Annotated in this window: 11 protein-coding genes; 3 read left to right on the forward strand and 8 right to left on the reverse strand. The window is 58.6% G+C overall.

Annotated elements, in window-relative coordinates; all coding sequences use genetic code 11:
• Positions 1-29: 29 nt before the first annotated feature.
• Together TM1040_RS08455 and TM1040_RS19740 are read right to left on the reverse strand one after the other, a co-directional pair.
• Positions 30-455, reverse strand: coding sequence for a response regulator (locus tag TM1040_RS08455; protein WP_011538174.1), 426 nt, complete (start codon positions 453-455; stop codon positions 30-32).
• Complete coding sequence (locus TM1040_RS19740; RefSeq protein WP_011538175.1) at positions 452-1,636, reverse strand: sensor histidine kinase; 1,185 nt, start codon at positions 1,634-1,636, stop codon at positions 452-454. Before TM1040_RS19740 ends, TM1040_RS08455 begins: the two co-directional genes overlap by 4 nt.
• Before the next feature lie 459 nt (positions 1,637-2,095).
• On the opposite strand from TM1040_RS19740, the gene TM1040_RS20250 reads away from it, so the two are divergent.
• Positions 2,096-2,242, forward strand: a complete 147-nt coding sequence (locus TM1040_RS20250) for a hypothetical protein (RefSeq protein WP_166485536.1) — start codon at positions 2,096-2,098, stop codon at positions 2,240-2,242.
• A gap of 563 nt (positions 2,243-2,805) precedes the next feature.
• Here TM1040_RS20250 and TM1040_RS08475 read toward each other — a convergent pair.
• Complete coding sequence (locus TM1040_RS08475) at positions 2,806-3,717, reverse strand: LysR family transcriptional regulator (RefSeq protein WP_011538176.1); 912 nt, start codon at positions 3,715-3,717, stop codon at positions 2,806-2,808.
• A 111-nt stretch (positions 3,718-3,828) separates the two neighbouring features.
• On the opposite strand from TM1040_RS08475, the gene TM1040_RS08480 reads away from it, so the two are divergent.
• Both TM1040_RS08480 and TM1040_RS08485 read left to right on the forward strand, forming a co-directional pair.
• Positions 3,829-5,379, forward strand: a complete 1,551-nt coding sequence (locus TM1040_RS08480) for a proton-conducting transporter membrane subunit (protein ID WP_011538177.1) — start codon at positions 3,829-3,831, stop codon at positions 5,377-5,379.
• 14 nt (positions 5,380-5,393) lie between these two features.
• A complete protein-coding gene (locus tag TM1040_RS08485; RefSeq protein ID WP_011538178.1) occupies positions 5,394-7,811 on the forward strand; it encodes a YbcC family protein in 2,418 nt (805 codons plus the stop codon).
• A gap of 77 nt (positions 7,812-7,888) precedes the next feature.
• Here TM1040_RS08485 and TM1040_RS08490 read toward each other — a convergent pair whose 3' ends face one another.
• From TM1040_RS08490 to TM1040_RS08510, 5 genes are all read right to left on the reverse strand, one after another.
• Positions 7,889-9,556: an amidohydrolase gene (locus tag TM1040_RS08490; RefSeq protein WP_011538179.1), complete on the reverse strand. Its 1,668-nt coding sequence runs from the start codon at positions 9,554-9,556 to the stop codon at positions 7,889-7,891.
• A gap of 77 nt (positions 9,557-9,633) precedes the next feature.
• The gene (locus TM1040_RS08495; protein ID WP_011538180.1) at positions 9,634-10,659 is read right to left on the reverse strand and encodes an extracellular solute-binding protein; all 1,026 of its coding nucleotides are present in this window, start codon (positions 10,657-10,659) and stop codon (positions 9,634-9,636) included.
• 67 nt (positions 10,660-10,726) lie between these two features.
• Positions 10,727-11,527, reverse strand: a complete 801-nt coding sequence (locus TM1040_RS08500) for an ABC transporter permease (protein ID WP_011538181.1) — start codon at positions 11,525-11,527, stop codon at positions 10,727-10,729.
• Positions 11,520-12,452 (reverse strand): ABC transporter permease, encoded by a 933-nt coding sequence (locus TM1040_RS08505; protein ID WP_011538182.1) that lies wholly within the window; start codon positions 12,450-12,452, stop codon positions 11,520-11,522. The genes TM1040_RS08500 and TM1040_RS08505 overlap by 8 nt, the downstream gene beginning before the upstream one ends.
• 4 nt (positions 12,453-12,456) lie before the next feature.
• A complete protein-coding gene (locus TM1040_RS08510; RefSeq protein ID WP_044026699.1) occupies positions 12,457-13,536 on the reverse strand; it encodes an ABC transporter ATP-binding protein in 1,080 nt (359 codons plus the stop codon).
• Positions 13,537-13,997: the final 461 nt, after the last annotated feature.

Here is a 13,997-nt window from a genome sequence, read left to right on the forward strand (position 1 = left end):
TTCATCTCGTATTTTGGGAGTTGTCTATTTCATTTGGCCGTCTCAGGATCATTCGCCAAAATATCTGCCAATCGTTGTAGATATTCTATGATGAGCGGTTTGTTGCAGTAGTCTCTCACTACAGAGAATTGTTGCGCACGTTCTTTGTCTCTTGGGTTGAGCGAGGTTGTGAGCATCATGACGACGACACGTGCGAAGCGTTCACCCAATTCCGCTGTCGCGGTTTCCAAAAACTCGAACCCATCCATGCGGGGCATGTTAACGTCTAGCAGGATTGCATCCACTACCGGTCTGTCGCCTGCCTGCCTCAAGTGGTCAAGCGCCTCTTCCGCTGAAAGAAACGTTATAAATTCCCCGACCAACCCTGAGCGTTCGACCACTCGTTTGCACATGCGATGGTCAATCTCGTTATCGTCGATGAGCATTATCGAGCCAATGGGAGATGAAGTGCTCATGTGTTTCGCTCCGGAAAAGATACGGTGAAAGTTGTTCCTTGGCCAAGCTTCGAGGAGACTTGAATATCCCCACCATGGTTTAGCGCCACGCGACGGCAAAGAGTTAAACCCAAACCCGCCCCAGCAACTTCATCTTCGCGGTGTAAACGTTTGAACATCTCGAAAACACGGTCTTGATGCCCCTCTGCTATGCCCAAGCCGTTATCGGCTACCGAAAAACCAGTTTCATTCGTGTCAGCAGCGTGGAGTTTAGAAACAACCACAACCGGCGGACGCGAGGGATCGCGGTACTTGATGGCGTTCTCGATAAGGTTTTGTAATAATACCCTCAACTGGGTGGGGTTGCCTGACACATTGGGAAGGTTTTCGTCGATCGAAATTTTGGCACCTGTCTCGGCCACGAGCGATCCCAGCATATCCCGAACACGCGTCCCGGTATCGTAAAGCGAAACGCTCTCCCACACAGGCTCCTCGCCAATTAACCGCGTGTAGTCCAGCATGTCATCAACAAGGCTGCGCATTCTATTCGCCGTTTCTTGCGCCGTATGCAGCAGCTCGCGCTGTTCTTCTGACATGCCACCATCGTCCGCAATAGCGATCTCTCGCAGGAGCATGTCCATTGTATTAGTGGGGGACTTGAGATCATGGGAAATACTATACGCAAAGCTGCGCAGTTCTTCATTGGCAGCAGCAGTTTCCCTGCAGGCAGTGTTTGCTCTTTCCTCAGCAAGTTTGACCGCCGTCAGGTCATTGTGCGCGCCCAACATACGGATGGGTTTTCCTGTTTCGTCACGGATAGCAATGCCTCGACACCGGACCCAAACCGTCGATCCATCGGCGTGACGATACCGCACAATCTGATCATAGGGGTGATTGGGATCTGCGCAGTGCTTTTCAAAATTCTTGAGAGCAACCTCGAGGTCTTCTTTGAAAATGATGTCCTGCCACTCTGACGGGTCGTGACGCTTTGTGGTGGGATCTATGCCAAATAGCGCCCACATCTCGGGGCTCATCCATTCTTTGTCAGGCTGCTTAAGATCCCAGTACCAAACCCCGTCAAGCGACCCTTGCTGAACAAAACGCCAAGCCTCCGCATCCTGTTGGAAGAGTGCATCAAGCTCTTCTTCTAGGTAGTGTTTTGCAGAGGTTGGCTTGGAAACTGCTTGTGCATTTTTTGTCATTTTTTACCTGACCACCAAATAACCGTGTCACTGAAACATGCACAAAATTCCTATCTGCATCGTGTTAAGAATGCATAAATTATTTAGCTGCTCGACACGGCCGCAGGCCAATCAGCCGACCATTCTCTAGATGACATTCTATACACATTTTGTCTCTCAAGACGCATTCACTGATCAACCATCGATTAGCCACTCCAGGCTCGTGCCTTCCGAGTGCAAGCGTTGCGATGGTGCGGCACGGTGAAGGAAACGCGGGCCGGAGCCAACCTACGGTGTCGCCAAATTATCGAGTGGCCGTGGCGTGCTGGATACAGATGGTGTAGGTTCAACCGGTATGCCGCTACGGACTGGCGATTTATGCCTATGGCGCTGATACAACTTGCTCAATGTGGTGGCGCAAGAGCTAAACGCAGCCGAAGATCGTAAGTCGCGAAGCAAGGCCTGACAAGGGAGCTCCGCATGTCGCTTGACCCGACAGATACGCGTTGCCGACCGCTGCCGGCGGAGAGTGTCGAGGCGGTCGCGCCTGATGAGGCCTTTCCCAAGGTGGCGCTGCGCCACGGCGTGGGATCTGCCGAACTAAGCGTAATCAAGCGCGGTGTATAAACGCCGCCTGAATACAGCTAAGGAGCGAGCGATGGGGAAAGTTCACATCGATCACCGCGTGGTAATCAGAGACGCTAAGGATCGAATTGTCTCAGATGAGCACTTCGAGAGATTCGCGGTCGCCGAAGTCGTTTACCGGCGAACGGTCGCAAGCACCTCGCGAGATTTGGAGGTGACGCTCCAGCACGGCGCGCGCGTCGTCGTCCGCGCAAGTGGTCAGAATTGACATGGTAAGAAGGTCAGAGTAGGAGCGCTTCGTTACGCCAACGAAGCGCTCTTAGGTTCCGTGAACTTGCGTGAACCGGATTCCGTTTCGTATGTGGTGTAATTTTCCGAATAAAAAGCGCTCCTTGCGCGAGAATTCAATAGCTTGCGCGTGGGGCAGGTTGTTCACATCGAAGATGTCAGGAGTTCAAATCTCTTATCACCCACCATCCACTCCATCTTTTTTCGCAGATCAACTGCAGCAGGCCAGTGTGGGGCCTTGGGCTGTGAATTTGGTGGACGTTTTTGCATATCGCCTCCCTCGCGCAAGCCATTTTGGGCGCCGTGCTTCGGTCGCGTTAGGATGGCTCCGAGTCTCCTCGGCCAAAGGGGGCGAGATCAGCAGTGATCTTGATCAGATCCTGGACAAGCGGATTGGGGAAACGTCGGCGCAACGTGACCGCGTAGAAGGTTTCTTTGATCTGCAAATGGTCCTTGGCCTCGTTCAGAAGCCCCGAGGTTAGTTCATCCTTCACCACGATCGGTGCCACCAAGGAGAGCCCGATGTCCTCGCGGGCAAGCAGGCGCATCATCGCCATGTCATCGACCTCTGCGGCGATCTGAGGGCGCACCGACATACGGCTGGCCAGGGAATCAAAGGCCGTGCGCACGCTGTTGTCCATTGTCGGCACGATAAAGGGCTGTTCTGCCAAAAGATCGCGAAGCGATTTGGTCGGATCCAGTCGGGCCGGGGTGCCGACGATACTGACATGTTGTTCCCCGATCTGATGGGTGTCGTAGCGCGTCAAACTGTCATTTGGCGGAGGTTTGTTCATCAGAACCATATCGAGATTGAGGGTCGAGAGCCCCTCTAGGAGCTCGGTTGGGCTGCCGGATCGCAGGATGATTTCCACGTCCTGCCGTGCCAGCATGGGGCGTAGGAACTCGATCTGGAAGTTGCGGGACAAGGTTGCCAGCGCGCCCACGCGCAGGGCCTTTCGCTCTTGGACAGCGCCGGTGAGCGTCGCCACAAGTTCTTGTCCTGTCGAGAAAATCGCATCCGCATGATCGAGCGTGATCCGACCGGCTTCAGTAAGATGCAACTGACGGCCGCGGCGTTCAAAGAGCGCGTGACCAAGGCGCTCCTCAAGGTTTTTGATCTGCACCGACAGCGCCGATTGCGACAGGTTCAATCGCTGCGCGGTGCGCGTGAGGTTGCCGTCATGGGCGACGGCCCAGAAATAACGCAAGTGATGATAGTTCAGGGGCATGCGTTCTATTTAAGCGAACGAAAGCATCCAAACAATGAATTTTTATGGTCACGAGTTTTGACCTAGTTGATCTCCTCAGGTCGTTGACCCGAAATTCTAAGGAGTGAGATCATGTCCTATCTCTTCGTGCCCCTCTTCAGCCCGCTGGTTCTGCTGGCCGCTGCCGTTTATGCGGCGCGCAATCCGGGCAAGCGACCGGGACGGGTGCCGCTTGTGGCAGAATTGTCCGCGCTGGCGGCCTTTGGCGGCGCGCTGCTGTCCTCAGCGCTGCTGGCGATGGAAGGCCCCGGCACCTCCGCGCTCGTGGGGGCACTTGGCATCGGGATCTCGGTGCGGCTGGATGTGGTGAGCGTTGTGATGCTGGTACTGGTGAGCTTTATCGGCTGGATCGTCCTGCGCTATGCGCGCACCTATATGGACGGTGAAGAGCGGCAGGGGGCCTTCACCGCATGGATGGCCGCGACTCTGGCGACGGTACTGCTGTTGGTGATGGCAGGCAATCTGGTACAGGTCTTTGCAGCCTGGGTGATGACCGGCCTCCTTCTGAACCAACTGCTGCTGCATTATCCCGAACGCGCCACGGCGCAGCGGGCGGCGCGCAAGAAGGCCTTTGTGGCCCGGCTGAGCGAAGTCGCCCTGGCAGTGTCATTTGTGCTCTTGGTTGTCGCGACCGGAACCACCGACATCGCGACCATTCTGGAAAGCGCGACGGCCACATGGCTGACCATGAGCGCGGCCCTGTTCCTGGCGATCGCTGCTGTTCTCGCATCGGCGCAGTTCCCGATGCACGGCTGGCTCACAGAGGTGATGGAAGCGCCCACACCGGTCTCGGCGCTCCTGCATGCCGGGGTGATCAACGCTGGAGGTTTTCTTCTGATCCGCTTTGCTGACGTGATGCTTCTGGCCCCGGGGGTGATGGCGCTCTTGGTGATGCTGGGCGGGTTCACGGCGCTCTTTGGCGGACTTGTGATGCTCACCCAGCCCGCAGTCAAAACCTCGCTGGCGTGGTCCACCATTGCGCAGATGGCGTTCATGATGATGCAGTGTGGCCTTGCGCTCTTCCCGCTGGCGCTGCTGCATATCGTGGCCCATTCGCTCTACAAGGCGCATGCCTTCCTGCGCTCGGGAGAAGCGGTGCGCAATGTCGCCAAGATCCGCCGGCCCGGCCCGGTCGCGGTGCCAAGCCTGCGCAATGTGGCCCAGGCCTTTCTGAGCGCCATTGCGATCTACGCGCTGGTCGGGCTTGGTCTTGGCTTTGACGGGAAATCGGCGCAGGCCATCGCGCTGGGTGTGATCTTGATCTTTGGTGTGGCCTATCTTCTGGCGCAGGGCTTTGCTGACGAAGCACCGCGCGCCCTGATGCGTCGCACCGTGGTCTATGCGCTGGCCACATCGCTGAGCTACTTCGCACTGCAGGTGATCGCCGTGTCGCTGACCAAGGGCACCTTGCCCGCAACCCCTGCACCTGGACCGCTGGAATGGGCACTGCTGGTGCTGGCTCTCCTAAGCTTCGGCCTGGTGGCGATTGCACAATCGACCTTCCCCCTCTGGGCCACGCATCCAGCCGCGGCAGGTCTGCGGGTCCATCTGACCAACGGGCTTTATGCCAATGCGATCTTTGACAAGCTGCTGGACGGTTGGTCCAAGCGCGCTGCAACCTGAAAGGACACGAGACAATGTTTGCGAAACTAGAAACATATCCCGCCGCGTTGCTCGAACTGGTTGCAACCGCGAATGACGCAGCCAAGGCCATCCCGCCCCTGTTCCCGCTGTCCTCGAGCGTGGCGGTCAACCCCTTCCTTGGCCAAACCGAGGAGCCGCTCGCGGTGACAGCGGCACGGCTGGCGCGGGTCGGAGGCACCAAGATCATGCCGGAGCGGGCGCATTGGGCGGCCAAGCTTGAGGCAGGCGACATCACTGAGACCGACCTGACCGAGGCCCTCGCAGCACTGAAGGGGCGGTTCAACTGCCCCAGCCTTGACGACGTCAAAGCCGCCTTGACGGTTCCATCGCCCACTCCACAAGCCTTGCCGACCGTCGCAGAGCTTGCGGCGGATGTGTCGGGACTGGATTGGCCTGCCCTGATCGAGGATCGGATCAGCGCATGGGCCGCAGGGCATTTTGACGAGGGGCAGGCGCTCTGGCAGCAGGCCAAGACCGGCGGCACTTTCAGCGCATGGCGCGATTTTGCAGCGCGCGATCTCACGCCGGAAATTCAAGGTCTGAGCGGCTTCTGCGCCTTTGTGGCGGCTACCAACCGCTCGCATTGGCGGGCGATCGGACGGGCGTCTGAGCGGCTGAACCTCGGCACCGAAGCCGCGTCGACCGCCTTTCACCGCTGGCTGATGACGCTGGGTGGCTGGGCTCAATATGGTCGCTACCTTCTGTGGCAGGACGAGCTGAACGGCGCGCAGAACAGCACCGTAACCGAGCTTCTGGCCATTCGGATGGTCTTTGATGAGGCGCTCTTTGCGCTTTATGAAGACCAGATTTCCGCACGTTGGGCAGAAGTGGTCGCGGCGCATCAAACGCCGGTGACGCCGACGCCGGATCTGGTCATTGATGCGATCTGGCAGGACGCGGCAGAGCGGGCCGAACAGAGACGGCTTGCCGAGACACTGCAGTCGGGGGCAGTGCAACCGGTAGAGGGACGCGCCGAGGTACAGGCGGCCTTTTGTATCGACGTGCGCTCCGAGGTGTTCCGTCGGGCGCTCGAGGCTCAGGATCGGCAGATCGAAACCCTCGGGTTTGCCGGATTCTTTGGTCTCGCGAGCGCGCACAAGGCGGCGGGCTCTGATGTGGTCGAGACGCGCGGCCCTGTGTTGCTGCAGGCGGGCGTTTCCTCACAGGCGAAGGAGGCCGAAGAGCTTGATCTTGACCGGCGCTACAGTGCGCGGGCCAAGCGGGCCTGGGGCCGGTTCAAGTTGGCCGCGGTGTCCTCCTTTGCCTTTGTCGAAGCAAGCGGGCCGCTCTATGCAGGTGAACTGATCCGGGACTCGTTGCTCTTGGGCGGAAAAACCAAGGCGGAGCCTGCGCCTGCGCTTGACCCATCGATCAGCCTTGCGACCCGCATTCAGATGGCAAAAACGGTGCTGACAGCGATGTCGCTCACCAGCGATTTTGCAAAGCTTGTGGTTCTCGCGGGCCATGGTGCCGATGTGACCAACAGCCCGCATGAAAGCGCGCTTCAATGTGGGGCCTGCGGTGGACATGCCGGGGACGTGAACGCGCGTCTTCTGGCGGCGCTCCTGAACGACCGGGACGTGCAGAAAGGCCTGCGTGATCAGGGGATCGAAATCCCCTCTGACACGGTGTTCCTACCTGCGCTGCATCACACCACAACCGATGAGGTCACGCTCTACGAGCAGGATCTGTCCTCCTATGCGCTGCAGATCTCCGAGGCGACACGGGGAAAGCTTAAGGGGTGGCTGACCGAGGCCGGACGTCTGGCACGGGCTGAGCGCGCCCAGCGGTTGCCCCGGGCCTCGAGCGAAGCATCGGTCCACATGCGGGCCCGCGATTGGGCCGAGACCCGGCCGGAATGGGGCCTTGCGGGCTGTCGCGCCTTTGTGGCGGCCCCCCGTGCACGCACCAGCGGCGCCGATCTTGGCGGGCAGGCGTTCCTGCACAACTACGTCTGGCAGCGCGATGAGGGCTTCGGCGTGCTGGAACTGATCCTTACGGCTCCGGTGGTGGTCGCAAGCTGGATCAGCCTGCAATACTATGGCTCTACCGTAGCGCCTGCGCAGTTTGGTGGCGGCAACAAGCTGTTGCACAACGTCGTCGGAGGCATCGGCGTGCTTGAGGGCAACACCGGTGCACCCCGCGCGGGCCTGCCGTGGCAGTCGGTGCATGACGGTGACAAGGTGCAGCATGATCCGCTGCGGCTCTCGGTCGTGATCGAGGCGCCACGCGAAGCGATGTCAGAGATCCTCTCGCGGCACCCCGGCGTGCGGGCACTCTTTGACAATGGCTGGCTACATCTCATTGCGATGGATGACGAGGGCAAGCTGGCCTGGCGCTATCGCGGAGATCTGAAATGGTCGCGCTTTGATGCCCCACAGTCCACGCCGAGCGCCTTGGCGGCCGAGTAACTCATTGGAAGTGATAGGTAAAAGCCCCGAACGTCGCTCTGACGCTCGGGGCTTTTCTTACCTGTTTGCGGGGGTAATCAAGCCTCCCAGGTCAGGCGACCGCCACAGATCGTAAAGGCTGCGCGGGACTGATCGAGCAACTGGGGATCCATGGCTTCAAGGTTGTGATCCATCACCACGATGTCTGCCATCATACCCGGTTTCAACATGCCCTTGCGGGCCTCATTGAATTCCACCCATGCGTTCTCGACCGTGTAGCTGGCGAGCGTATCCATCAGGCTCTGTGATTGATCTCGCCACGGGGCACCGAGCGAATGCGGCGCAACCGCGCCCTTGATCGTGGGCATCACGTCGACGGGGATTACGGGCCAGTCGGTCGAGAAAATGACCTTTGCGCCGCTGTTGCGGATGTCCTGCCATGCGTATGCGAGCGGGATCTGGTCCGGGTGCAGCATTGCCCCCACGCCCGATGGAGGGAAATAGCCTCCAAAGGGTGCATGCCCCGGTTGGATCGAGGCGACGACGCCCAGGGCCTTGAAACGGGGCAGATCGTCGGGGTGCAGCACTTCGATGTGTTCGATCCGGTGGCGACTGTCACGTTGGCCATTGCTGCGCTGGGCAGCCTCATAGCCATCGAGTGTGCGGCGCACGGCCAGATCGCCAATCGCATGAGTGGCAATCTGCAGCCCCAAGGCGTCGGCGCGGATGCAGGCTTCGTTGAAGTGCTCCGGCTCAAACACCGCGTCGCCGATATGATCGGTGCCGGGGTAGGGGCGCAGCATCAGGGCGGTGCCGCTCTCAACAACGCCATCCATGAACATCTTTACCCGATTGCACCAGACCATATCGCTGTTGAAGCGTTGGCGCATGTCTTGCGCTTCGGAAAACCGGTCGAGCGGATCTGGGCTCTTGTAGTGAAAAGGTACTTCGGTACGGCATAAGAGCGTGCCGTCCCGCTCCATCTCGGAGAGCAGTTCGAGCTGATAGAAATTGCCATCCATATTGTGCAACCCGGTGATGCCGTGGCTGGCGCAGTGTTTGAGGCCACGTTCCAAAGCTGCCTTGTCTAGCGCGCGTTCGGCGGGCGTGGCTGCTGGTACCGGGTCGGCCCCCGTTACCAGCCCCATCATGTCCCGACCTGCGTGGCGGGTCATGCGCAGCACCGGCGCATAGGCGGAAGGCTCCTGCAGTTCGCCCGTCGCGCGGCCATCGGTGCCCATCACCACTTGCGCCCCCGCTTCGACCTCTGCACCATGAAGAAGCCCTGCGGCCTCCAGCGCGGCGGTATTGGCCCAGACCGTGTGATGATCGGGCGCATACATGGCAAAGGGACGATCGGGCAAAACGCGATCCAGCGCCTGACGGGTGGTTTTGATACCTTCACCCAGAATGGCGTAATCGGCCTGAACCGCAAAGACGAGCCGATCTTCGGTGTTCTTGGCGGCCCATTCGCGCACGACCTCGGTCAGTTCTGTCTCCCCCTGAACACCCGTGAGATCCAGGCACGCGAGTTCGACTGAGCCGCCAAAGAGATGCACATGGCTGTCGATAAATCCCGGCAACACGGTGCTCCCGGCGGCGTCAATCACGCGAGTGGAGGGCGCGGAAAGAGCGCGGATTTCGGCGGTGGTGCCCACCGCAGAGATCAGCCCGTCGGTGATGGCGAGCGCCTCGGCAAAGGGGCTTTTGGGGTCAAAGGTGATCAGGCGACCGTTCAGGATCACGGTCTGAGGAGGGATGGTCATCACGCGGAGTCCAGTTTTGGGGTGGGGGCGCGCCCCGATTTGGCGCGCCCCGGGGCTGTTACGCCCCTTCTGCGGGGTTATTTGGTCACTTCGGTCCAGATCTTGGAATAGATCCGCTGCACGTCGGGTGGGCAGGTCTTGGCGAGATAGCCGGCATCTTTGAGCTCGTCGGGAATAACCACCTCGGAGGCCTCTGCCATGGCCGCATCCATAAAGGGTTCAGATCCTTTGATGCCATTGGCGTAGCGGGCAAAATTGGACAGAAGCGCTGCGTTCTCCGGAGCCATGATATAGTTCAGGAACAGTTTGGCATTGTCGACATTCTGCGCATCCGCGAGGATCGCGGCGTTGTCCATCCAGATCGAAAACCCGGTCTGTGGATAGCCAAAGGCGATGTCATCGTTTTGCAGACGTGCCCGGAATGAGGCGCCGTTCCAATTGACCCCAGCCGCGAGGTCGCCCTTGGCGAACTTCTCGATGTTGCCATAGGCCATGGAGAGCCAGTCCTTTTTGGCCTCGACCAGTTTATCGCGCACTTTGGCCAGCATGTCCTTGTCGGCGGTGCATTGCTCTCCGCCCATGTAGTGAATGGCCATGCCCATCACGTCGAGCATCTCTGGAACGACGTTGATCTTGCCCTTCAGCTCTTCTGGCGGATCAAAGATCAGTGCCGCCGAGTTGATGTCGCCTGAATAAACCGAAGTATTGACGGTGACGCCCACGGTGCCCCATTGCCAAGGCACGGTGTAGTCGCGGCCAGGATCAAAATCCACATCGACCCAGCGCGGGTCCATGTTCTTGAAGTTCTCCATCTGGTTGGGCATCGACTTCATCAACAGGCCTTCGCCGATGAAGATCGGCACATAGGTGCCAGACGGCACCACGATGTCAAAGCCATGCCCACCTGCCTTGATCTTGGCCAGTGCGGTGTCGTTGCTGTCATAGTCGGTGATGGTGACGTCGATGTCGAACTCCTGTTCGAACTTCTCGATCAATTCCGGGCTGGTGTAGTTGCCCCAGTTGTAGATATTCAACTGCCCCTCCGCCATGGCCGCCGTCGCGGAGACGGTCGCAAGCGTTGTGGCTGCAATCAGATGTCTCATAAGTCATTTCTCCTGTCGGATGTTGGGTTTATGGGCGGCCAGTTGTCTCTGGCTCATGGTTTTGGAGTTATTTTCGGACTTTGTTCACAAAGTAAAAAGCGGTCACCATCAGGACCGAGATCGCCAATAGGGCGGTGGAAATGGCGTTGATCTCGGGCGTTACCACACGGCGCAATTGTCCCAGCATATATGTGGGCAAGGTGTCCTGTCCGGCGGATTTGACGAACTCGGTGATCACCACGTCATCAAGAGAGATCACGAAGGCCAGCATCGCTCCGGCGAGAATTCCAGGCCAGAGCTGGGGCAGGGTGATGTGGCGAAAGACCTGAAACGGTGTGCCATACAGATCAGCGCCCGCGTGTTCGAGGCTCAGATCCATGCCCTGCAATCGCGCACGCACCGGCATATAGGCAAAGGGAATGCAAAAGGCCGAATGTGCGAGGATCAGGTAGCCAAGCCCGGTATAGCCGGTAAAGGATTTGATGCTGGCAAACACAATGAGGAGCGAGACCGCGGTGACGATCTCTGGCACCATCAACGGTTGATTGACCATTGCAAAGACCACGGTCTGCCCGCGCCAGGGCTTGCTGCGGGTGGTGGCCAGTGCCGCTAGAACCGCTGCGGTGGTTGCGACACCCGACGCGCAGGTCGCAAGGATCAGAGAGCGGATCGTGGCATCCTTGACCTGTTCGTTATCCCAGGCCGACGCGTACCAGCGCCAGGAAAACCCTTCCCAGATTGCGATGGAGTCGCCAGCGTTAAAGGAATAGGCGACTAGAAGTAGAATCGGCAGGTACAGCAGCACAAAGCAGGCGATGGCGATGGCTGTGAAGCCCGTCTGGCGGCGAACATCAAATCCTTTAGACATCGCTTTCGCCCTCCCGCCCGATGGCGCGCACGTAGAACACCAGCGCCACCATCACCACCGCCAAAAGCGTCAGCGCCAGCGCGGCGCCAAGGGGCCAGTTGCGCAACTGCCCAAACTGCAGCTCAATGAGGTTGCCCAGCATCAGCTGCTTGCCGCCGCCCAGCACGCGTGGGGTGACATAGGCGCCAAGGCAGGGCACAAAGACAAGAATGGAGCCAGCCACAACGCCAGGTTTCACCAAGGGGAAGATGATGCGCCGCAGTACGTCCAGTCGGCTGGCATAGAGGTCATAGCCCGCCTCCACCAAATCGAAACCGAGCCGCTCCATCGAGGCATAGATGGGCAGGATCATCAGCGGCAGATAGACATAGGTCATCCCGATCAGAACCGAAAACTCTGTGAACAGCATCTGGATCGGCTCATCAATGAGCCCGCTGGCCATCAACAGCGTGTTGATGGTGCCTTGGTTGCGAATGAGCTCCATGATCGCAAAGGTTCGGATCAACAGATTGGTCCAGAAAGGGATCATGATCAGCAGCATCCACATGTCCCGGCGGTGCTGAGGGCGCGTGGCGATGAAATAGGCGGTGGGAAAGCCCACGATCAGACAGAGAAACGCCGTCATCAGCGAGAGCTTGATAGAGCGCCAGAACACCAGAAGATGCGCGTCCGCCAGTTGCAGCTCTTCGGTGAAAAAGTCCCGCTCGGCCACCACGTTGAACCAGGGCTCCAACGTAAAGCGCCATTCAACACCGCCGTAATCACCGGGGGTGAGGAATGAGTAGATCACCACCACCAGCAATGGCCCACTTGCGGCAAGGCTGAGGATTACAAGTGCAGGTGTGAGCAGCAACCACCGGCTGCGCCGCTCGCGCCGGGCGCGCGGATCGGGGTGGGGCGGGGCAGTGAGAGCGGGATCCTGCATGGGCTCAATCCTTCAGGATCTGCGCGGTGTCAGGCGCAAAGCACACCCCCACCGTGTCATTGATCGCCAAGGTCTGCGTTTGTCCCGGCTGGTTTTGCCGCCGCAGGATAAAAGTGCCGCCCCCTTCCATTGTGACGTGATAGTGGGTGTCGGTGCCGAAATAGACCACGTTGTCCAAGGTTCCGATCAACAGCGCGTCTGTACGTTCGCAAAGCCTCGCATGTTCAGGGCGCACCGCCAATGTCACCGCCTGTCCTGCGGAATGGGCGCCCCCTTCCGGAGCCTTGGCCAGGATTTCCTCACCCGATGCGAGCCGGACCAAGGCCCCGCTTTCGGTGGAAGATACCATCTGGGCTTTCAGAAAATTGGTGTCGCCGATGAAGTCGGCCACGAACCGCTCGGCCGGATGATCGTAGATGTCCCGCGGCCCGCCGATCTGCCGGATGGTGCCCGCATTCATCACCGCGATGCGGTCCGACATCGTCAGCGCTTCTTCCTGGTCATGGGTGACAAAGACAAAAGTGATGCCGGTTTCATGCTGAAGCCGTTTGAGTTCGAGCTGCATTTCCTTGCGCAGTTTGAAGTCGAGTGCGGAGAGAGGCTCGTCCAGCAACAGGACCTTGGGGCGCGGCGCGAGGGCACGGGCCAGCGCCACGCGCTGTTGCTGACCACCGGAAATCTGCGCGGTTTTCCGGTCGGCCATCGCCGTCATCTGCACCAGCTCCAGCATCTCCGAGACGGTTGCGGCAATTTCCGCCTTCGGTCGCTTAAGCATCTGAAGTCCAAAGGCGATATTCTCTGAAACGGTCATATGCGGAAACAGCGCATAGGATTGAAACACCGTATTGACTGGGCGCTGATGCGGGGGGTGTCGCAAAAGGTCTTTGCCGTCGAGCATCAATTGACCACGAGTGGGATCCAGAAACCCGGCAATCATGCGCAACAGCGTTGTTTTTCCGCAGCCGGAAGGACCAAGGAGCGTAAAAAATTCATTGGATTGAATGGTGAGAGAAACATCATCCAATGCGGTGAAAGCCTCTGCGCCTTCGCCAAATATCTTGGTTAGGCCATCAATTTTGATCATGCAAACGTCTCTTGTTGGCCGCAAGGACGTCATTCACGCCCTTTGAAGCCTGAAATATTTCAAAATGAACGCCGAGGGCGTCTTACGGCTCCTCTTGGCATCTGCTCTTCCAGCTTGCATTTTGATCAAATTGGGAGTCAATGATTTTTATATTTTACCGCAAAACCCGCAGGAAGGCCCAATCCGGACACGCTTGATGCTGCAATGAGAAGGCCTGCGACCAAAGCCCTGAATAAGTGCCTCCTAAAAGCGTCGCGTGTATTCCATCACAGGTGTAAAAAGATGTCGGCTTTGGATCGTAGATTAGCCTGCCAAATTTGAGAGTGAACCATAAGCGCTTCGCAACGCTAGGATAAAAAAACTCTGATTCCGGGTTTTTATATTGCTGATTTATTAGTCATTAAGCGCTGTGGCGCAGGGTTTCTGATGAGCAAGTGAAACCTCAGCTGCGAATCCGGGAA

It is taken from the genome of Ruegeria sp. TM1040, from assembly GCF_000014065.1.
Taxonomy (GTDB): Bacteria; Pseudomonadota; Alphaproteobacteria; order Rhodobacterales; family Rhodobacteraceae; genus Epibacterium.